This window comes from Brevundimonas sp. UYEF29 (genome assembly GCF_040546195.1).
Lineage (GTDB): Bacteria > Pseudomonadota > Alphaproteobacteria > Caulobacterales > Caulobacteraceae > Brevundimonas > Brevundimonas huaxiensis.
This window is the reverse complement of sequence record NZ_JBEPNH010000006.1, coordinates 1-17761: the sequence shown is the minus strand read 5'-3', so window position 1 is coordinate 17761 and position 17761 is coordinate 1. Positions and strand designations below refer to the sequence as shown.

General features: G+C 64.3%; 18 protein-coding genes and 2 pseudogenes. 13 read left to right on the top strand and 7 right to left on the bottom strand.

Features of this window, described 5'->3' with window-relative positions; all coding sequences use genetic code 11:
* Window positions 1–103: 103 nt before the first annotated feature.
* The 4 genes and pseudogenes from ABIB58_RS10685 to ABIB58_RS10670 form a co-directional block, all read right to left on the bottom strand.
* The gene (locus tag ABIB58_RS10685) at window positions 104–1687 is read right to left on the bottom strand and encodes a phytoene desaturase family protein (protein ID WP_017504309.1); all 1584 of its coding nucleotides are present in this window, start codon (window positions 1685–1687) and stop codon (window positions 104–106) included.
* Window positions 1674–2375, bottom strand: coding sequence for a TetR/AcrR family transcriptional regulator (locus ABIB58_RS10680; protein WP_017504310.1), 702 nt, complete (start codon window positions 2373–2375; stop codon window positions 1674–1676). The genes ABIB58_RS10685 and ABIB58_RS10680 overlap by 14 nt, the downstream gene beginning before the upstream one ends.
* A 410-nt stretch (window positions 2376–2785) precedes the next feature.
* Window positions 2786–3826 (bottom strand): alpha/beta hydrolase, encoded by a 1041-nt coding sequence (locus ABIB58_RS10675; RefSeq protein WP_017504311.1) that lies wholly within the window; start codon window positions 3824–3826, stop codon window positions 2786–2788.
* A 356-nt stretch (window positions 3827–4182) separates the two neighbouring features.
* Window positions 4183–4656 (bottom strand): annotated as a pseudogene (locus ABIB58_RS10670) (transposase); the annotation flags it as partial.
* Window positions 4657–4705: 49 nt separating this feature from the next.
* Between ABIB58_RS10670 and ABIB58_RS10660 the strand changes: the two are divergent.
* From ABIB58_RS10660 to ABIB58_RS10635, 6 genes are all read left to right on the top strand, one after another.
* On the top strand, window positions 4706–4918 hold the full coding sequence (locus tag ABIB58_RS10660) for a hypothetical protein (protein WP_017504313.1): 213 nt from the start codon (window positions 4706–4708) through the stop codon (window positions 4916–4918).
* Complete coding sequence (locus tag ABIB58_RS10655) at window positions 4915–5832, top strand: plasmid partitioning protein RepB C-terminal domain-containing protein (RefSeq protein ID WP_026108293.1); 918 nt, start codon at window positions 4915–4917, stop codon at window positions 5830–5832. Before ABIB58_RS10660 ends, ABIB58_RS10655 begins: the two co-directional genes overlap by 4 nt.
* 480 nt (window positions 5833–6312) lie before the next feature.
* Window positions 6313–7656: a DNA modification methylase gene (locus tag ABIB58_RS10650; RefSeq protein ID WP_051034346.1), complete on the top strand. Its 1344-nt coding sequence runs from the start codon at window positions 6313–6315 to the stop codon at window positions 7654–7656.
* A 26-nt stretch (window positions 7657–7682) separates the two neighbouring features.
* A complete protein-coding gene (locus tag ABIB58_RS10645; RefSeq protein ID WP_017504316.1) occupies window positions 7683–8102 on the top strand; it encodes a DUF5681 domain-containing protein in 420 nt (139 codons plus the stop codon).
* On the top strand, window positions 8102–9529 hold the full coding sequence (terL, locus tag ABIB58_RS10640; protein ID WP_017504317.1) for a phage terminase large subunit: 1428 nt from the start codon (window positions 8102–8104) through the stop codon (window positions 9527–9529). The genes ABIB58_RS10645 and terL overlap by 1 nt, the downstream gene beginning before the upstream one ends.
* A 39-nt stretch (window positions 9530–9568) precedes the next feature.
* Entirely contained in the window at window positions 9569–9868 is a 300-nt protein-coding gene (locus ABIB58_RS10635; protein WP_017504318.1) for a hypothetical protein, read from the top strand.
* Between the two features lie 9 nt (window positions 9869–9877).
* Here ABIB58_RS10635 and ABIB58_RS10630 read toward each other — a convergent pair whose 3' ends face one another.
* On the bottom strand, window positions 9878–10105 hold the full coding sequence (locus ABIB58_RS10630; RefSeq protein ID WP_313015197.1) for a helix-turn-helix domain-containing protein: 228 nt from the start codon (window positions 10103–10105) through the stop codon (window positions 9878–9880).
* A gap of 240 nt (window positions 10106–10345) precedes the next feature.
* The gene (locus ABIB58_RS10625; protein ID WP_017504320.1) at window positions 10346–10516 is read right to left on the bottom strand and encodes a hypothetical protein; all 171 of its coding nucleotides are present in this window, start codon (window positions 10514–10516) and stop codon (window positions 10346–10348) included.
* Window positions 10517–10653: 137 nt separating this feature from the next.
* Between ABIB58_RS10625 and ABIB58_RS10620 the strand changes: the two genes are divergently transcribed.
* The 7 genes from ABIB58_RS10620 (at window position 10654) to ABIB58_RS10590 (ending at window position 17671) form a co-directional block, all read left to right on the top strand.
* Entirely contained in the window at window positions 10654–10737 is an 84-nt protein-coding gene (locus ABIB58_RS10620; RefSeq protein WP_320442865.1) for a hypothetical protein, read from the top strand.
* A gap of 181 nt (window positions 10738–10918) precedes the next feature.
* The gene (locus tag ABIB58_RS10615) at window positions 10919–11845 is read left to right on the top strand and encodes an NAD(P)/FAD-dependent oxidoreductase (protein WP_200216375.1); all 927 of its coding nucleotides are present in this window, start codon (window positions 10919–10921) and stop codon (window positions 11843–11845) included.
* 133 nt (window positions 11846–11978) lie between these two features.
* Window positions 11979–14099 carry a catalase gene (gene katE / locus ABIB58_RS10610; protein ID WP_017504323.1) on the top strand — a complete coding sequence of 707 codons (2121 nt, stop codon included), beginning with the start codon at window positions 11979–11981 and terminating at the stop codon, window positions 14097–14099.
* A gap of 3 nt (window positions 14100–14102) precedes the next feature.
* Window positions 14103–15203: a glycosyltransferase family 2 protein gene (locus ABIB58_RS10605; RefSeq protein ID WP_017504324.1), complete on the top strand. Its 1101-nt coding sequence runs from the start codon at window positions 14103–14105 to the stop codon at window positions 15201–15203.
* The gene (locus ABIB58_RS10600; RefSeq protein ID WP_017504325.1) at window positions 15200–16348 is read left to right on the top strand and encodes an acyl-CoA dehydrogenase family protein; all 1149 of its coding nucleotides are present in this window, start codon (window positions 15200–15202) and stop codon (window positions 16346–16348) included. Before ABIB58_RS10605 ends, ABIB58_RS10600 begins: the two co-directional genes overlap by 4 nt.
* On the top strand, window positions 16342–17088 hold the full coding sequence (locus tag ABIB58_RS10595) for a PIG-L deacetylase family protein (RefSeq protein ID WP_017504326.1): 747 nt from the start codon (window positions 16342–16344) through the stop codon (window positions 17086–17088). The genes ABIB58_RS10600 and ABIB58_RS10595 overlap by 7 nt, the downstream gene beginning before the upstream one ends.
* Window positions 17081–17671, top strand: a complete 591-nt coding sequence (locus ABIB58_RS10590; protein ID WP_017504327.1) for a class I SAM-dependent DNA methyltransferase — start codon at window positions 17081–17083, stop codon at window positions 17669–17671. The genes ABIB58_RS10595 and ABIB58_RS10590 overlap by 8 nt, the downstream gene beginning before the upstream one ends.
* Window positions 17672–17680: 9 nt before the next feature.
* On the opposite strand, the pseudogene ABIB58_RS10585 reads toward ABIB58_RS10590, so the two are convergent.
* Window positions 17681–17761 (bottom strand): annotated as a pseudogene (locus tag ABIB58_RS10585) (IS5/IS1182 family transposase); the annotation flags it as partial.

Sequence of the window (17761 nt, the reverse complement as noted above, 5' to 3'; positions counted from 1 at the left end):
TACGGACACCGGCATCCTGTTCGCTGAGCAACTGCGGAACCGAAGTGCGATGCGAGGTGCCGAGGGACCGAGATAGGACGTCGTCAGCTCGTCTTGGCGACCTTCATCGGAGATCCTTGAGCATGACCTTGGCCGCGCTGCGTCCGCTGGCGCCCCAGACGCCGCCGCCCGGATGGGTACTGGCGCCGGTCAGATAGACGCCGTCGATCGTTGTCTTATAACCGGCCAGGTCTGGCAGGGGTCGGAAACCGAACATCTGGTCCATGCTCATTTCCAGATGGGTGACGTCGCCCTGGACGAGGCCGATCCGGCGCTCGATCTCCAGCGGCGACTGGATGTAGCGATCGATCAGCTTGCCCTTCATGTTGGGGGTGTATTCGCAGACCACGTCCCAGATTTTGTCGGCTTCGCGCTCGGCGATGTCATCCCAGTTCTCACCGTCGAGATGGTAGGGATGATAGGAGGACCAACTGTAGAGCAGGTGCTTGCCCTCGGGCGCCAGGGTCGGATCAACGGCGGTGAAGCTCATCTGCATCACCGGCGGATAGTCGGGCGTGCGGCCAACACGGCCCAGGTTCATCGATCGCGTGAGGGTGTCGACGGTGGGACACAGCAACTGCATGCCGTGATGGCATTCGCCCACCCCACGGGTGTTGAGCGCCTGGCCCGCATACGCCGGCAATTCCGAAACCGCCTGGCGCACCATGAAGCCCGACCCGTTCATCACCTTCAGCGCCTCGAGCCGGCGCACCAGGTTCGGCTCGACCAGATCGCGATCAAGCAGCTTCAACAAGGCGGTCTGGACGTGGCATCCAAACAGGACGGTCTTGGCCTGAACCGTCTGGTCGCCGGCGCGGACCTCGAAGCGGGCGCCGTCCGTCGAGGAGAGGCTCGAAACCTTTTCCACCTCCGCATTGGTCAGGATCGTCCCTCCCATGGCTTCGAAGGCGCGGCCCAGGGCGACCGAGACCATGCCCGAGCCGCCGATGGCGCGATAGGCGCCGTCCTCGTGGATCATGCCGTAGTGGCCCAGGATGGTGGCGCTGGAGGCCGCGTCCGGATGTGGGCCATTCTGCGCCCCCAGCCAGACCAGGGCGGCCTTCAATTCCTCACTCTCGAACAGTTCCTCAAGCAGCCGGGTGGAATCGATCAGAACCTGGCGCACGAGGTCGTCGGCCTTGAGCGCGGTGCGCACCGCCCCAGGTCGGGAGAAGGCCGCCTTGATCACAGAGGCGATCGTCTGTCCCATCTGGGGCGGCGCCGACATCGCCGGCCATATCAGCCGCTGGACGTCGGCCCAGGTGGTCATGAACTCGCGATAGGTTTCGGCGTCGCGCGGATTGATCGCCGCAATGCTGTCGCAGGTCTTGTCCAGGCTACGGTAGAAGGTGATGGCCTTGTCCGTGCCCCGAATGGGGTAAAAGCCCCATGGGTCCAACTCAATATATTCAAGACCGTGCTCGGCGAGACCAAGGTCCTCCATGATGCCCGTGGTCGGGAAAAGCACATGGATCGAGGAGCCTATATCGACCTTGTAGCCGCCGAACATTTCCTCGGTGCAGGCCGCGCCGCCGATCACCGGCCTGCGTTCCAGCACCGCCACCTTCTTGCCCGCCTTGGCAAGATAGCAGGCGCTGACCAGGGCGTTATGGCCCGCGCCGACGACAGCGACATCATAGGTTGGCATCGGAACACTCCTGTTGGAAAGGCGAAGGAGCCGAGGCGGCCCCGAGGAAAAGCTCGACCACCGCCGCCACATGGCGGCGACGGTCCTCTGCGGTCTCGTGGGGGTCGACGCCGAACAACATCCGCCGACGCGGGCCGACGACGGCGGCTTCAAACAGAATAGTGGCGATGCGCTCGATGTCGGGCGCCTCCAACTCATGACGGTCCGCCGCCCCGCCGAGGATCGCGGCGATGACACGCACGGGCTGACCGCTCGAACGGGCGAACATGGATCGCACCAGATCGGGGTCGTGATCGCGCGCCCACAGCAACAGGCGCTCGATGGCCCGCAGTTCGGCTCCTGCCGAGACCTCGAGCATCTCAGAGAGCAGAGAGGCGAGTCCGCTGCGCCAGTCCTCATCCGGCAGCGGCCGACGCAGCGGCGCCAAGCGGGGTTCCACAGCGTGGTTCAACACAGCCAGAAACAGGGCCTGTCGCGTCGGAAAGCGCGCATAGAGAGTGCGCTTGGACACGTGGGCGGCCCGGGCCACGGCGTCGATCGTGACGCTTTCCAGATCGTTCGCACACATGAGTTGCAGCGCGATGCTCAGGATGTGGGTCTCAAGCTTGGCGGCAATCTCATGGGGCGGACGACCGCCTTGGGCAGGGCGCGGTTGCAGCACGAGATCGTTGGTCGCCGCCTTCATCATGGGTTGTTAACGCAAACGGTCCGAAAGCGTTCCGTTTTAGGCTCCTAGAGCCTTTAGACCTCCGCCGGCCCCAGAACAGGTGACCACCACGGACAATAAGTTGGACCCTGCAACCTATGCGACCGATGCAGTACCAACATGTACGCCAGGCCAGTAGGTCAAGTTAGCGACCACACCGGTGTGGCGGCATGCTCGCCCGCCCGAGCGGCCCCGCCGCGACAATTCCATTCTCGTTCGACGTGTTGAACCGAAGGTGCAACATGGCCTGTCCTGGAAGGCAAAGCATGTCGCCCGGCGGCCGCCCTGGGCAAGGCGAAGCGCACCGCTGGCAACCCGGACAGAGCAAAGCCGAGGCGGGATAAAAAGTCAGGATATAGCAGCCGACGATATAAAATCTCTGTCGAAATCGCCTATTCACTCGCCGCAGAGTATAATCGGTGTGAAGTGACTGTATTCAACTTAACGAAGTTTGCGGCCTGCTGCAGGGCCTGATGTGCCTCGGGAATGGGCAAGCCGACCCAGACATGGGGCATATCCGGATACTCGAACATCTGCACGACCCCTGGCGCGCGGCGCGCGACACGGCGAGCGTCGCTATTTAGGAGATCGCGTGTGCCGGATAGAATGGCGACGGGCGGCAGGCCGTCGAAGGAACCGAACAGGGGGCTGACGCGCGAATCCTGCGGGGACACACCATTCGCATAGGCCCTTCCCGCCGCCAACAGTCCCGGCGGCGCGAGGATTGGATCTCGGGGAGCCAGCGCGCGTTGTTCCGGATCGGACAGGGTCACGTCGAGCCAGGGAGAAAATAGCACCAACGAGCCCGGCATCGGGCGTGCATCGTCGCGCAGGGCCATCGTTACCGCTAGTGCGAGACCGCCGCCTGCGGAATCGCCCATGATGGTAATCGTGCCGGCGGCGCTCTTATCCACCAGATGGCCATAGACGCGCCTGACCGCATCATGCGCGGCTTCCCAGCCTGTCGTCGGTGTCAGCGGATAGATCGGAACGGTGACGCTGGCCCCCGTGAGCGCGATGAGGTCTTCGATGATCGTCCAGTGCAGGGAAATCAGGTCCCACGCATAGGCGCCTCCATGAAGATAGAGGATCCGGTGCGCCGACGCGTTCTCGCGCGGCTGCACTATAAAGCTTCGCACCCCCGCGATCTGTTTGTCCCGGATCAGGAACTTGCGCCGCAGACGCCGGCCAGGCAGCGCCGGTCCGTTCTTCTGCTTCTCCAGCGCATCTGCAAGGAAGTTTTCGCCGTCAGTGAACGCCTTTCGCGCGTTCACGAGACGGAGGATTGCGAGCAGGAGTTTCGCTCGTAAACTCGTCATCGGTTTGCCCGCCAGTCGGCGCACTGCGGAGTCTTTAGCATCGCGTCTCTCAATAGCACCAGCCGGACAAATTCCACACACGTAGCCGATGGCCCAGAACAGGAAGGTGACCACATAATCGGCGCTGGTGTGATGGCAAAGACCTTGAGCAAGCTCGACTGGGCAGCGGATCCTGCGATCTCACAGATTGATGCCGTCACCTGCGGACAGCCCCTGATCTGCAAGAAGTAATTTTGAGTTTGAGGGGGTGATCTGCGGGGTGCGGTCATCTGGCCGGCCTGTTGACGCAGTGTGGATGACCGCTGGCCCTGATGGAGTCCGCGGATCGGGTCCCTTTCAGGCAAGCGAGCACAAAGCTCCGACAGCACCTCGGGTTTTCCCGGCTTGCGGCCGCGTTCAGATCGTCACCGTCATTCTCATTCGTCCCTCTGCAGGTTGGGGCGACGACCTTGTGGCCGCCGCGATCTCATTCAGACCGCGATGGGCGGCCTGTAGACGTCTCCTCGGGTCATGACCGCCCAGACGATGCGGGCGGTCTTGTTGGCCATGGCCACGGTGACCACGCGGGCGGGTTTGCGTTCGAGCAGGGTGCGCACCCAATCGGCCGCGGCAAGGGACACGCCTGTTCGCACGCGGCGGATGACCGAGGTCGCCCCGACCACCAGCAGCTTCCTCAGATAGCCGTCGCCCATCTTGGAGATGCGACCCAGCCGGTCCTTGCCGCCGGAGGAGTTCTGTCGCGGGACCAGGCTCAAGAAGGCGGCGAACTCCCAGCCCGACCGGAACAGGGAAGGATCGGTGAAGCTGGCCGACAGGGCCGTGGCGCTGGCCTTACAGGCGTAGATCGTGCCCTCGGATACCCCGTGCTTGCGCGCCAGCTCGCCCGCCTTCGCACCCGCCTCGTTCTCCCGCAGGATCCCGATGATCTGCTCTTCCGTGAATCTCGCTCGTTTCATTCCGTCCGTCCTTTCAAGGGCCGGACTCTAGCTCCGCGTGGAGGAAATTCTCAGGGGCACGTCACGCCAGGAAGCGGAACGCCAGAAGCTGCTCGTCAAGAAGGCGGAACTGACCCAGGGAAGACTCCTTTTCGTCACGGAGGCGTTCCGCGCACTTCGGACCGACGAGAACTTCCTGACGTTGCTGCGCGCCGAAGACCTCAAGGCAATGCCTGGCTACCTTGAGGAACGTTCGAGGACGGATCCATGACGAGGAAAGAGCGTGACCCCTCGCAAATCGTCACGCACGGTTTTGAGGACAACTGCGTGATCTTGTCAGTGAGCGCCCTTCTCCCTGTACGGGTGCTTCGGACGTCCACGAAATCCAGCAAGAAGTATCAGCAGATCGCCGCCTCAATCCGTGAAGTCGGTCTCGTCGAGCCGCCTGTGGTGGCCCGAGATCTCGCACATTCAGACACCTATCTCTTGCTGGACGGTCATGTTCGTATCGAGGTTTTGAAGGATTTGGGCATCGAACAGGTCGAATGCCTGGTTTCCACTGACGACGAAGCCTTTACCTACAACAAGCGGATCAGCCGGTTGTCATCGGTTCAAGAGCACAAGATGATCCGCCGAGCCATAGAGCGTGGCGTTCCGGAGGAAAAGATCGCCAAAGCACTGGATGTCAATCCAGAGTCCATTCGTCGCAAGGTCCGGATGCTGAACGGAATCTGTGACGAAACGGTCGCCATTCTCAAAGATAAACCTTGTCCGATGGCGGTATTCGAAATTCTACGAAAAATGAATCCTCTGCGGCAGATCGAGGCTGCGGAACTCCTCGTGAACGCCAACAATTATTCGGTCGCCTACGCCTCAGCGATCCTGGCCGGGACGCCGCAGGCGCAGCTTGCGGATGGATCGAAACCGAAAAACATCAAGGGCATCACTCCCGAAGCCGTGGCTCGGATGGAAAATGAGTTGGCGCGACTCCAGGAGGCGATCACGTCGATTCAGGAGACTTACGGCCAGGACCATCTGCATCTGACTGTCATCAAGGGCTATCTGGTCAAGTTACTCGGGAACGCCCGAGTGGTTCGCTACCTCATGCAGCATCGTCCCGAATTCCTGACCGAGTTCCAGACAATCACCGAGATGACATCCACCTTGCCGCCCGAGGCAGCCTGAACGATTGCGACGATGGGGACCCGGACCCGATAAGCGCGGGGACCGCGGGAGACGCCGCACGCCGGGGCGGATCGAGCGCGGTGGTGGGGATGGCGGCGAACCCGCATGAAGCTCACCAGGCCGATCGCTATCGGATTGGCCGGGGCCGGCCTGATCGGGCCGGCCCGCAGCCGGCGGAAAGTTTTCCGCCTGACTTGAAAACCGCCGATCCGCACGTGCAGGATTGATGTCGCAGGGGCGTCGCCTCGGCATTCACGCTCAGGGACCGCCGGTCCCTCTCACATCAAAACTGAAACTTTTGAAACTGCGGAGGCCCCTCCGCAGCGTGGAGAGATGTGATGTCGAAGACAACGAACGGACCAGCCTGGCTGACGTCTATTGAGCAGGGAAACGTGCCGACAGGAGGCGCTCGTGGCTAAGCATTGCGCTCCTGTCACGCGCGTGGGCGGCAAGGTCAGTCCACGCCGAACGAATCAGACCATGGCGATCGAATATGTGGCCGTGGGTTCATTGAAGCCGGACCCGCGTCCCCAGCGTAAACATGGTCAACGCCAACTGGCCAGTCTGATCGGAGCGGTCGAACGCTTCGATGTCGTCAGGCCGATCCTGGTCACCGACGACAATATCGTGTTGGACGGCAACGCGGTCTTGGAGGCGGCGAAACGGCTCGGTCACGACACCATCCCCGTGATCCGCGTCAGCGGTTATACGCCGAACGAACTGCGCGCCTTGCAGATGTCGCTGAACCGGATCGGCGAACATTCGCAGTGGGATGAGGCTGTCCTTCGCGCCGATTTCATCGCCCTCCTGGCCGATCCCGACATCGAGTTCTCGCTGGATTTCACCGGCTTTGACCAGGTCTTCGTGGATCGGGTCACCTTGGCCGACGATGTCGGCGCCCTGCAGGATGAAGTTCCCGACCACGATGGCGGCGCTCCGGTCACGCAACTGGGTGATGTTTGGTTATGCGGGCACCACCGCATCGTCTGCGGCGACAGCCGTGACGGCGCCGTTTACGTCCTGCTGTTGGCCGGAGGGCGGGTCAGGCTGATCCTGACCGATCCGCCCTACAATGTCCGGATTTCCGGGAACGTCTCGGGGCTCGGCAAGGTGCGGCACGGCGAATTCGCCATGGCGTCGGGAGAGATGACGCGGGCGGAGTTCATCGAGTTCCAACGCCAGGTGTTCGACCATTGCAAGCAGCACGGCGTCGACGGCGCCCTACTTTACGCCTTCATCGACGGACGCCATGTCGCCGATCAGATCGCCGCCGGCGAGGCCGTCTTCGGAGAGCTCAAGCAGCTTGTAGTCTGGGCCAAGGACAACGCCGGGATGGGAGCCTTCTATCGGTCGCAGCACGAACTCCTGACGATCTGGAAGCTCGGCGACGCGCCCAACGTCAACACCTTCGGGCTGGGGAGCAATGGCCGCTACAGGTCGAACGTCTGGAACTATCCGGGATACGCCAGCCTGGGCGCCGGTCGGGCTGAAGCATTGTCCTTCCACCCGACCGTCAAGCCGCTGCCCATGATCGTCGATGCGATACTGGACGTCACCCATCAGGGAGAGATCGTCCTCGATCCGTTCGGCGGTTCCGGCACGACCCTGATCGCGGCTGAGCGCACGGGCCGCATCGCCCGCCTGATCGAGATCGACCCGAAGTATGTCGATGTGACGCTGCGCCGGTTCATCGCGGAGACCGGCGAGGAGCCCACGCTAGCGGAAACCGGCGAAGCCTTTTCGGAAGTTCGGTCTCGACGCCAAAGCGAAACGGGGAATCCAGTTTCGGAACCCGGTCCGGACAGCATGTGGGCGATCCTCTAATGGCGAGGTCCGCGAAACGCCGTCCAATGACCGACGAGCAGAAGGCCCGCGCCGACGAGGCCGATTACGTGGCCGGCTTCGGCAAACCGCCGCGAGCTTCGCAGTTCGCCAAGGGGAAGTCCGGCAATCCGGCGGGACGTCCCAGGGGCGCGCGCTCCATGCGCACGCTGTTGCAGGAAATCCTGGACCAGCCTGTCACCATCTCCATCAAGGGCGTGCCGCGCCAGGTCTCCGCCAAGGAGGCCGTCCTGACCCGGCTCATGTCGCAGGCGTTGACGGGCAAGACCCAAGACGCTGCCCTGTTCGTCAGCCTGATCAAGACCACTCTGCCGGAACAATTCGCCGAGGAGGCGGACGACGCGCTGTCGACCGATGAGGCCAAGCTTCTCGAAGCCATCGCCAGTAAGATGTTGATGGCGCGCGGAGAGCGTGGGGAGGACGTTTGATGGGCGTCCCGGCCTTCACGCGCGCCGAGTATGACGCGGCCCTTCGAGCCGACCTGATGGGTTATTTCGTCTGGGCGTGGTCCCAGTTGCATCCCAGCCAGAAACTCATATCCGGCTGGCATCTTCATGCCCTAGCGGCGGCGCTCACCAAATGCGCCACGGGCGAAACCAAGAGGCTGATCATCAATCTGCCGCCGCGGAACCTGAAATCAGAGTTCGCCTCGATCGTCTTTCCGACGTGGCTCCTCGGTCGCGATCCCAGCCGCAAAATCATCAACATCACCTACTCGGAGGCTCTGACAAAGGATTTCGCCCGGGGCTCCAAGGCCCTGATGGAGACGGCCGATTACAAGCGGGTGTTCCCGGCCACGCGGATCAACCCGAGGGCCAACGCGGACGCCGACTTCACCCTGATGAAGCACCGGGGCAAACGGTTCGGAACCACGGTCTTCGGTCCCATCACCGGATTCGGCGGCGACTTTTTAATCATCGACGATCCGATCAAGCCCGAGGACGCGCGGTCCGACACAGTTCGCACGCGGGTCAACGAATGGTTCGAAAGCACTGCCCTGTCCCGACTGGATCGCAAGGAAACCGGATGCATCATCGTCATCATGCAACGCCTGCACGTCGATGATCTGTCGGGCCGTCTTTTGGAGGCGGGCGGGTGGACACACCTCAATCTGCCCGCCACCGCCACGGAACGTCAGGTGCTCGACGCCGGTCGTGGGGTGCCTTGGACGCGTGAGATTGGCGAGCCGCTAAATCCTCGGTTCGAGTCCATGGAGACGCTGGCGGCGATCCGCGAAAGCATGGGCGAGGATTTCTTCCAGGCGCAATATCAGCAATCGCCCGTCATGCCGGGCGGCAACGTCGTCAAGCTCGAATGGCTGCAACGGTACCGCGCGCCGTTCAGGGCCACGATGGACGATGAGGTTGTGTTCAGTTGGGACACGGCATTCGGAACAGGCGACAACAATGACTGGTCCGTGGGTACGGTTTGGATCGTGCGCGGCAAGGACTACTACCTTGGAGACATCGTCAGGGGCCGTTTCTCCGGGGGAGATCTCGTCACCGCCATGGCGAATCTATGGAACAAATATCCCACCACTCGCCGGGTCATCCTGCTTGAGAAGGTCAATGGGATGGAGCTGGTCGCGGAACAGGTCCGGCAGGCCTGTCCCGATGTTGATCTGGAGCTCGTCCCGCCGGTCCAAAGCAAGGTCTCCCGGCTTTGGGCGTCCACACCGATATTCCAACGCGGGGCGGTCCACCTGCCGGATCATGCGCCATGGCTTGATGAGTATGTGAAGGAACTCATCTCCTTCCCTCGCGCGAAGCATGATGACCAAGTCGACGCCACCAGCCAGTTCCTGGGGTGGATCACGACGAAGCCCGATCTGACGGTCGTCCAGCGATCCTGGTGACGACTGGACTTCGCCGTGGAAGGAAGCGTTGGTCGGCTCATGCCGTTTCAACCGACACCTCGACCGACCCCGCCCGCCTTCGGCAAGCGCCGCGTTCCGCCCCTTACAGCGGAGCAAAAGGCGGCGCTGGTCGCAAAGGCCGAGGAAGCTGCGCGGGCAGCATGGCGCGCGCGCCAGGACGCCTACCTGGAGGCGCGGTTCCAAGAGAACATGGCCAAGCTGAGGGCCTCTATCGGCGAAGCCGAGCACGCTGTCGCGCGTCGTCGACTTGGGGCCATGGGCGGCGAAATCCTGCGGGGTTTGGCCGGGTTCGCGGTTGGCCTGCGGCTAGGCTGCTAAGCCGCCAACTCAGCCGGGCGTCGGGCGGACGATCAATGGGTCCGCCTTTGGTCGGAGCAATTCATAGGGCGAGACCTTCAACGCTCCAGCCAGCTTCTCGATGTTGTCGAGTGAGATGTTGCGCTCGGATCGCTCCACGGCGCCGACGAAGGTTCTGTGCAGTCCGGCCTCGTCGGCGAGGCTTTCCTGGCTCAGCCCGCGATTGGCGCGATAGCGGCGGAGATTCTCCGCCAACACCTTCCGCAAGGGTTTGTCCGCCTTCGCCGCCATCTCCGAAAGCTGACTGGATGACGCATATACGGCGACAGCGTTTACGTAGCATTTTGGAAGTGTGCGTTAGGGTTTTCCGGTCTCAAAACAGGAGCGGCAAACATGAGTCAGCAGCAAAACAACGGCGGCCCGATCGTCGGAATCATACTTCTCCTGATGTTCGTGGCGTGGCCTGTGTATTCCTGTACTCGGCCTAAGCCCAAGCCGTCATGCGCGGCGACGCTCGCTCAGCTCAGCGGCGAGGGTGTTTTGGGCCACGAGTATCGCCAGCTCCAGCAGGTGTGCAAGGATGTGGGTCGTTGAACATCGCAGGCCAATCCCGCACGCGTGATTGTTGGTGATGACGTCGCCGGTCTGCTCGTGGTGTTTGCCGATCATGTGGAAAAGTGGTTGGCCGCCACCGTCATCGCCGACATGGACGAGGACAGCGACGGATGGGTTTCCGTCGGCGGTCTGGGCGACCGCCTCCGTAACGCCTACCCGACTTCGACCAGCGCACCTATGGGCACGCCAAGCTGTCGGACCTGATCCGCGCCACGGGCCGGTTCGAGGTCCAGACCGGCGGCGGGGGCTCTATGCGGATACGCGACAAGGCCTGATCGACAGCGGGCGGCGCGCCTGTCGGCCGGAGCGTCGAGCGCCGGCCGGGCCGGTGGAGCAACGACCAGAGCGGGAACGCGTGGAGGGCTCTGCCGTTGTGCCCGGCACAGACCGCTGTCCAGCGACAGCCGTCGTCTTCGATCATCCGGGGTGGGGCTGTTTATGGCAGGTATGGGCGCAATGGCGGAGGTGGTTGTGGTCGGCGCAGGTCCGGCCGGCCTGACGGCGGCCCTCTATCTCGGGCGGTATCATCGCGATGTCGTCGTGGTGCATGACGGCTGCAGCCGTGCCCTGAGGATTCCCACGACGCACAATGCGCCGGGCTTTCCAGACGGCGTCGACGGCCCGGAACTGATCGACCGGATGACCCGCCACGCCACGTGCTATGGGGCGCGGATCGAGGAGGCGGAGATCGCCCGTCTGGAGACGTCCGGCGACGGTTTTCGGCTGACCGCCTCGGACGGGCGTCTATGGACGGCCCGCGCGGTGATCCTGGCGACCGGCATCCAGCTCAATCACGTCGACCTGGACCATGATGTCCATGAACAGGCGATCAAGGACGGGGTGCTGCGATATTGCCCGATCTGCGACGGCTATGAGCATACCGACGCCAGAATCGGGGTGATCGGCTGCGACAGCGATGGTGCGGCGGAGGCGTTGTTCCTGCGGCAGTATTCGCCTCACATCACACTCATGCCGCTCAGCCACCCCGAGCTGACGTCGGAACAGGCGGAAGAAATGCGCCGCGCAGGGATTACGGTCGTCACCGGAGAACTGGAAGCGCTGGAGCCCCATTCGGATCGTATGGAGGTGCGTTTGCGGGGCCATAAGGCGCCTTCGTCGTTCGATGTCATCTATCCGGCCTTGGGATGCCGGCCGCGCTCGGAACTGGCCGCTCAATTGGGGATCGACCTTGAGGAGGGCGGGTGTGTGCCGGACAGGGCTCTGGCCGACAGCGGCATGCCGGGCTTCTTCGCCGCCGGCGACGTGGTCCAGGGCCTGGACCAGATCAGCGTGGCCATGGGCCAGGGCGCGCTTGCGGCGACGCGCGCCCACAATTGGTTGCGAGAACAGGATCGTCACACGCTTCAGGCGGGGGGCGACTGAGAAACGCCCGGAAGCCGTCCAGGAACTTCGCCTTGTCTGGCGCGTATAAGTTGTCGGAAGCGCGTTCTGGGGGACAATAAAGACAATAGTCCTCCCGTCGCCCTCCTGTTCTGGGCTGGGAGAGGAAATAACCGTGGCGAGAAAGACGAAAGCGACAGATCGGCCGATTGATAAGGCTAACTCTGCTGAAACGCGCGGCGCGGCAGGCGAACTTCATCAGACGGCGAGCGCAGACGTTGAGACCCTGACCACATCCCAGGGCGCGCCGGTCGCGGACGACCAGAACACCTTGCGCCACGGCGCGCGGGGCCCGGCGTTGATGGAGGACTTCCACTTCCGAGAGAAGATCTTCCACTTCGACCACGAGCGGATTCCCGAGCGTGTCGTCCATGCGCGCGGCTATGCGGCCCACGGCTATTTCGAATTGACCAAATCCCTGTCGGACGTCACCCGCGCCGACGTATTCCAGCGGGTCGACGAGCGCACGCCCGCCTTCGTGCGCTTCTCAACCGTGGCGGGGGCCAAGGGGTCGTTCGACCTGGCCCGCGACGTGCGCGGCTTCGCGGTCAAGATCTATACGACGGAAGGCAACTGGGACCTGGTCGGCAACAACATCCCGGTCTTCTTCATCCAGGACGCGATCAAATTCCCGGATCTGGTTCACTCGGTGAAGGAGGCGCCCGACCGCGCCTTCCCGCAGGCGCAATCGGCCCACGACAATTTCTGGGACTTCATCTCCCTGACGCCCGAGAGCTTCCACATGATCATGTGGACCATGTCGGACCGGGCCATTCCGCGCTCGTACCGCTTCATGGAGGGGTTCGGCGTCCACACCTTCCGCTTCCTGGACGCGAACGACCGCTCAACCTTCGTGAAGTTCCACTGGAAGCCCAAGCTGGGCCTGCAGTCGGTGGCCTGGAACGAGGCGGTGAAAATCAACGGCGCCGATCCCGACTTTCACCGGCGTGACCTGTGGGACGCGATCTCGCAGGGCGATTTTCCCGAATGGGAACTGGGCGTCCAACTGTTTGACGAAGCGTTCGCCGAAAAGTTCGCCTTCGACGTCCTGGACCCCACCAAGATCATCCCGGAGGAGGAGGTTCCGGTCCGGATCGTCGGGCGGCTGGTGCTGGACCGGGTGGTCGACAACTTCTTCGCCGAGACCGAGCAGGTGGCGTTCATGACCCAGAACGTGCCGCCGGGCATCGACTTCTCGAACGATCCGCTGCTGCAGGGCCGCAACTTCTCCTATCTGGACACCCAGCTGAAGCGACTGGGCGGCCCGAACTTCACCCACATCCCGATCAACACGCCCAAATGTCCGATGGCCCATTTCCAGCAGGACGGGCACATGGCCATGCGCAACCCCAAGGGCCGCGCCAACTATGAACCCAACAGCTGGGGGCCTGAGGGCGGCCCGCGCGAGGACCCGGTGCGCGGTTTCCGCAGTTTCGCCGCTTCCGACGAAGGCCCGAAGGTCCGCCTGCGGCCCGAGAGTTTCGCCGACCACTACAGCCAGGCCCGGCAGTTCTACATCAGCCAGACGCCGGTCGAGCAGAAGCACATCGGCGACGCCCTGGTGTTCGAGCTGTCCAAATGCGAGCGCGAGGACATTCGCGCACGGGTAGTGTCGCACCTGATCCATATCGACAAGGGTCTTGCCGCGACGGTCGCCGACGGCCTGGGGCTCGACGTGCCCAAGCCCGCCAAGGCGGCGGCCAAGGTTGTGGACCTGCCGCCGTCCGACGCCCTCAGCATCCTCAAGAACGGGCCAGACAGTTTCGAGGGACGCAAGCTCGGCGTGCTGCTGACGGACGGCGCCGACGCGGACCTGTTCACGGCCCTGAAGACGGCGGTGGCGAAGGAGAAGGCCGTGCTGGAGGTGGTGGCGCCCAAGATCGCAGGCGTCACCCTGTCGGACGGAACCCACGTGCCCGCCCAGCAGAAGATCGACGGCGGGCCTTCGGTCCTGTTCGACGCCGTTGCGGTAATCGCCTCCAAGGACGGCGCGGCGCTTCTGGCCGGGGACGCCGCGGCCAAGGATTTCGTCACCGACGCCTTCGCCCACTGCAAGTTCATCGGCTATTCGGCCGAGGCGGCGGTGCTGTTCGACAAGACCGGCCTGGCCGACGACCTGGACGAGGCGTGCGTGCCGCTGAAGGCGAAGGCGGACGCCGCGACCTTCCTCAAGGCCTGCCGCGCGTTGCGCCACTGGCCGCGCGAGGCCGGGGTTGATCTCGACGCCAAGGGTTGACGCGTGTCGGGTTCATCGGGCGCGGCGCGTTACGCCATCGCCATTCCGGCGCGGAATGAAGAAGACCGCATCATCGCCTGCCTGACGGCCTGCGCCGTCGCCATGAGCGGCTGGCCCAAGCCGGGCGTGATCGTCCTGTTGGTCAACAACAGCGAGGACCGCACGGCTGAGGGGGCGCAGGCCTGGGCTGCGAAGTCCGGAATGGACATACGGATCGTCCAAACTGTTTTCCCCCTTGGACTGGCCCATGCCGGCATGGCGCGTCGGCGCGCTCTGGACCTGGCGCGTGAGATCGTGGGCTCGGCGGGCTATATGCTGACCACCGACGCGGACAGCTGTCCGCATCCCGATTGGGTGCGCGAAAGCCTGTCGCCGCTCACGTCCGGGCGGGCGGCGATGGTGTGCGGGTCCGTCAGTCTGGAGGCCGCGGAATACGCCCAACTGCCCGCCGACATCGTGCGGCGCGGCGATGTGGAGGCCCGCTACGGCGAGACGGCGCGTGAACTGACCAGTCTGCTGGACCCGGACCCGCTCAACCCGTGGCCTTTCCACGGACAGCAGTCTGGCGCCAGCCTGGCCATGACGGCGCAGGGTTATGAACGAGTCGGGGGTGCGCCGCTTAGGCCCTGCGGCGAGGATCGGGCCCTGGTCCGGCTGTTTCTCGAGCACGACCTGCCGGTGATTTACTCGGACGCCGCGCGGGTGGTGACCTCATGTCGGATCAAGGGGCGAGCCGCGGGCGGCATGGCCGATACCATCGCCGCCCGGATCGCGGGGGACGTGCACCTGTGCGACGAAACCGTGGAGCCGGCCGACACGGTGTGGCTGCGTGCATCGCTGCGGGCTCGGCTGCGCGGGGCGCTGTCCAGTCCCGCCCATCAGGCGGCGCTTATGGCCGAGGCGGGCATGACGGTCGCCGAGATCGATGCCGCGCCCATCTTCACCGGCTTCGGCGCCCTGTGGGCCTTCGTGGAGGCCACGGCGCCCCGACTGGCGCGCCACAGTCGCATGACCTGGGACGAAATGGCGGCCGAAGCGCCGAGGCTGGAGGCGCTGCGGGATATGGCGGCGGCCGGCGGTAACCCGGAAGGGCTGCGCGCATGAGCCTGGCCCATGACGAGACTGCCCATCCGACCGAGACGGAAACCTGCAGTCTGACGGGCCTGATCCGCGCCATCGCCGATCGCGCCGCCTCGGCGGAGAGCGACCCAGAGGGGCTGAGTTGGGAGATGGCGTGGCTGGCCGAGGCGGGGCTGACCCAGGCCTGCCTGCCCCGGGCGTATGGCGGGGAGAGTCTAGCGATTGATGCTGCGCGCGTTGAAGACCTGTTCTCTATCCTGCGACGGCTGGGCCGCGCCAATCTCTCGGTCGCGCGACTGTTCGAGGGGCATGTCAATGCAGTGCGGCTGGTGGATCTGTATGGGGCGCCGGCTGTTCAGGAATCCGTGTTCGGCGCGGTGGGGCAGGGGGCCCTGATGGGCGTGTGGGGGGCCGACGGCCCGCGCCCGCTTGCCTATGAGCGAAACGGCGTCGGCCTGGTCCTGAACGGCGAGAAGCTGTTCGCGTCGGGCCTGGGACAGGTTGGCTACGCCGTGGTGACGCTGCGCGAGGCGGGGAGCGGAGAAGGTCCGGCCGAGTTGGCCGTGATCGATGTCTCCGACCCGGTGCGCCAGGACGCCGAACTGTGGACGGCCAGCGGCATGCGGGCCACGGCGTCGGGCCGGTTCCGGTTCGACGGGTTGCGGATCGAGGCGGATCATCGCCTGGGCCAGGCCGGAGACTATCAGCGCGAGCCGCATTTCGAGGGCGGCGTTTGGCGGTATTGCGCCGCGCATCTGGGCGGCGCAGAGGCCCTGGTCGATCTGTGGCGCGACGCATTGTCCTCGCGCGGGCGCCTGGACGATCCCCTGCAGCTGACGCGGCTGGGGCGCGCCGCCGCCCTATGCCGGGCCATGGCCGCGTGCATCCGGGCCGCAGCCCAACAGGTCGAGACCTGCGATCCGGGCTCCGAAAGCGCCGTCGAGATCGCCGTAGCCGACGTCCTGCTGGCACGTCAGTTCACCGAAGAGGCGTGCGTCGAGGTGCTGGCGCTGGCCGAAAAGAGCCTGGGAACGATGGCGCATGGGATAGGATCACCCATCGAACGGGTGCGGCGCGATCTGTCCCTGTTCATCCGCCAGGCGGCTCCGGACGCCAAGCTGATCCGCGCCGCGAGGATTATGGACCGGCATTGGGCCCAGGCATGGTGACGCCGCTGGCCGAGGGGCAGGTGTTGCGTCTCGCCCAGGATGCGCCCTCCGCTGCTCTGACTGATTTGACGGGGCCAGGCGCCGTTCTGGTGCTGAGCCCACATCCGGACGACGAGACCTTGGGCTGCGGCGCGGCGATCGCGGCGGCGTGCGCCGCGGGCGTGCGCGTCATCGTGGCCGTTCTGACCGATGGCGCGGGGTCGCATCCTCGATCCCGCGCCTATCCCCGGATTCGTCTCGCGGCCCTCCGGCGCGAAGAGGTGGCCGAGGCGGTGTCCCAACTCACACAGGGGCATGGCCGCGTCGTCCATCTCAATCACCCCGACCAGGGTCCGCTGAGCGTCGGCCAGCGCCGCGCCTATGCCGACAAGCTGGTGAGGCTTGTCGATGACGAAGCGGTTTCCGCTCTGTGGACCACGTGGGAAGGCGACCCTCACGTCGATCATCGCCGCGCCGCCCGGCTGGCCATTGATGTGGTTACGGAGCGGCCCCGCTTGCGGCTCTGGCGGTTTCCGGTCTGGGGCCGATTCACGCAGCGAGGCCTGCGACGAGGCGAAGCGATCCGCCGTTTCGAGGTCGGGGAATTCGGTCGCTGCAAGCGGGCCGCCCTGGCGGCGCACCGCTCACAGATGACACGCCTAATCCATGACGATCCGGACGGGTTCGTGATGGACGCCTCTACGCAGCAGCACTTCCTTGAAAGCCCAGAAATTTTCATCCGAGGAGGCGGCCATGTCTGAGCGCCGCGATCGGTTCGATGCTCTTTATGCCGAGAACATCGACCCATGGAATTTCGCCGCCTCCGCCTATGAGCGGGAGAAGTATCAGGCGACGCTGAACGCTCTCCCGCGAGACCGTTACAACAGCGGGTTGGAAGTCGGATGTTCCATCGGCGAGCTGACGCGCTTGCTGTCCTCTCGTTGCGACCACCTACTGGGTGTCGACGTATCCAACATCGCGCTTGAGGAGGCGCGCCGGCGCACGGCGGATTTGCCGAACATCAGCTATCAGCAGGCGGAACTGCCCGCCGCCTGGCCTGACGGCGTGTTCGATCTGATCGTATTGTCGGAAGTCCTCTACTTTCTGAGCGCCCGGGAAATCGTGGAACTGGCCGAGCGGGTCGGGCAGGCCCTGTCGCCGTCAGGCGACTGTCTCCTGGTGAACTTCACCTGTCCGATCGACGGCGGCATTCAAGGGGATGCGGCGGCTGAACTTTTCCTTTCCGAATGGGAGACGCATGGCTTCGAGCCGATTCCGCTCGCAGTAGGCGCCGCCAGCTACAGAATTGATTTGGCAAGGAAGCCTGCGGTGATGGCTCCCTAGGCTCAGGACTCATAGCCAGAACAGGACGGTGGCGGCGAGGGCTATGGCGGACAGGAAGACGGTCGGACAGCGATCGTAGCGGGTTGCGAC

Bases quoted from the DNA above. Each gene is read 5' to 3' on its own strand.
- ABIB58_RS10685 (WP_017504309.1), bottom strand. From the start codon at position 1,687: ATGCCAACCTATGATGTCGCTGTCGTCGGCGCGGGCCATAACGCCCTG.
- ABIB58_RS10680 (WP_017504310.1), bottom strand. From the start codon at position 2,375: ATGATGAAGGCGGCGACCAACGATCTCGTGCTGCAACCGCGCCCTGCC.
- ABIB58_RS10655 (WP_026108293.1), top strand. From the start codon at position 4,915: ATGACGAGGAAAGAGCGTGACCCCTCGCAAATCGTCACGCACGGTTTT.
- ABIB58_RS10650 (WP_051034346.1), top strand. From the start codon at position 6,313: ATGGCGATCGAATATGTGGCCGTGGGTTCATTGAAGCCGGACCCGCGT.
- ABIB58_RS10645 (WP_017504316.1), top strand. From the start codon at position 7,683: ATGACCGACGAGCAGAAGGCCCGCGCCGACGAGGCCGATTACGTGGCC.
- terL (WP_017504317.1), top strand. From the start codon at position 8,102: ATGGGCGTCCCGGCCTTCACGCGCGCCGAGTATGACGCGGCCCTTCGA.
- ABIB58_RS10635 (WP_017504318.1), top strand. From the start codon at position 9,569: ATGCCGTTTCAACCGACACCTCGACCGACCCCGCCCGCCTTCGGCAAG.
- ABIB58_RS10625 (WP_017504320.1), bottom strand. From the start codon at position 10,516: ATGATCGGCAAACACCACGAGCAGACCGGCGACGTCATCACCAACAAT.
- ABIB58_RS10615 (WP_200216375.1), top strand. From the start codon at position 10,919: ATGGCGGAGGTGGTTGTGGTCGGCGCAGGTCCGGCCGGCCTGACGGCG.
- ABIB58_RS10600 (WP_017504325.1), top strand. From the start codon at position 15,200: ATGAGCCTGGCCCATGACGAGACTGCCCATCCGACCGAGACGGAAACC.
- ABIB58_RS10595 (WP_017504326.1), top strand. From the start codon at position 16,342: ATGGTGACGCCGCTGGCCGAGGGGCAGGTGTTGCGTCTCGCCCAGGAT.
- ABIB58_RS10590 (WP_017504327.1), top strand. From the start codon at position 17,081: ATGTCTGAGCGCCGCGATCGGTTCGATGCTCTTTATGCCGAGAACATC.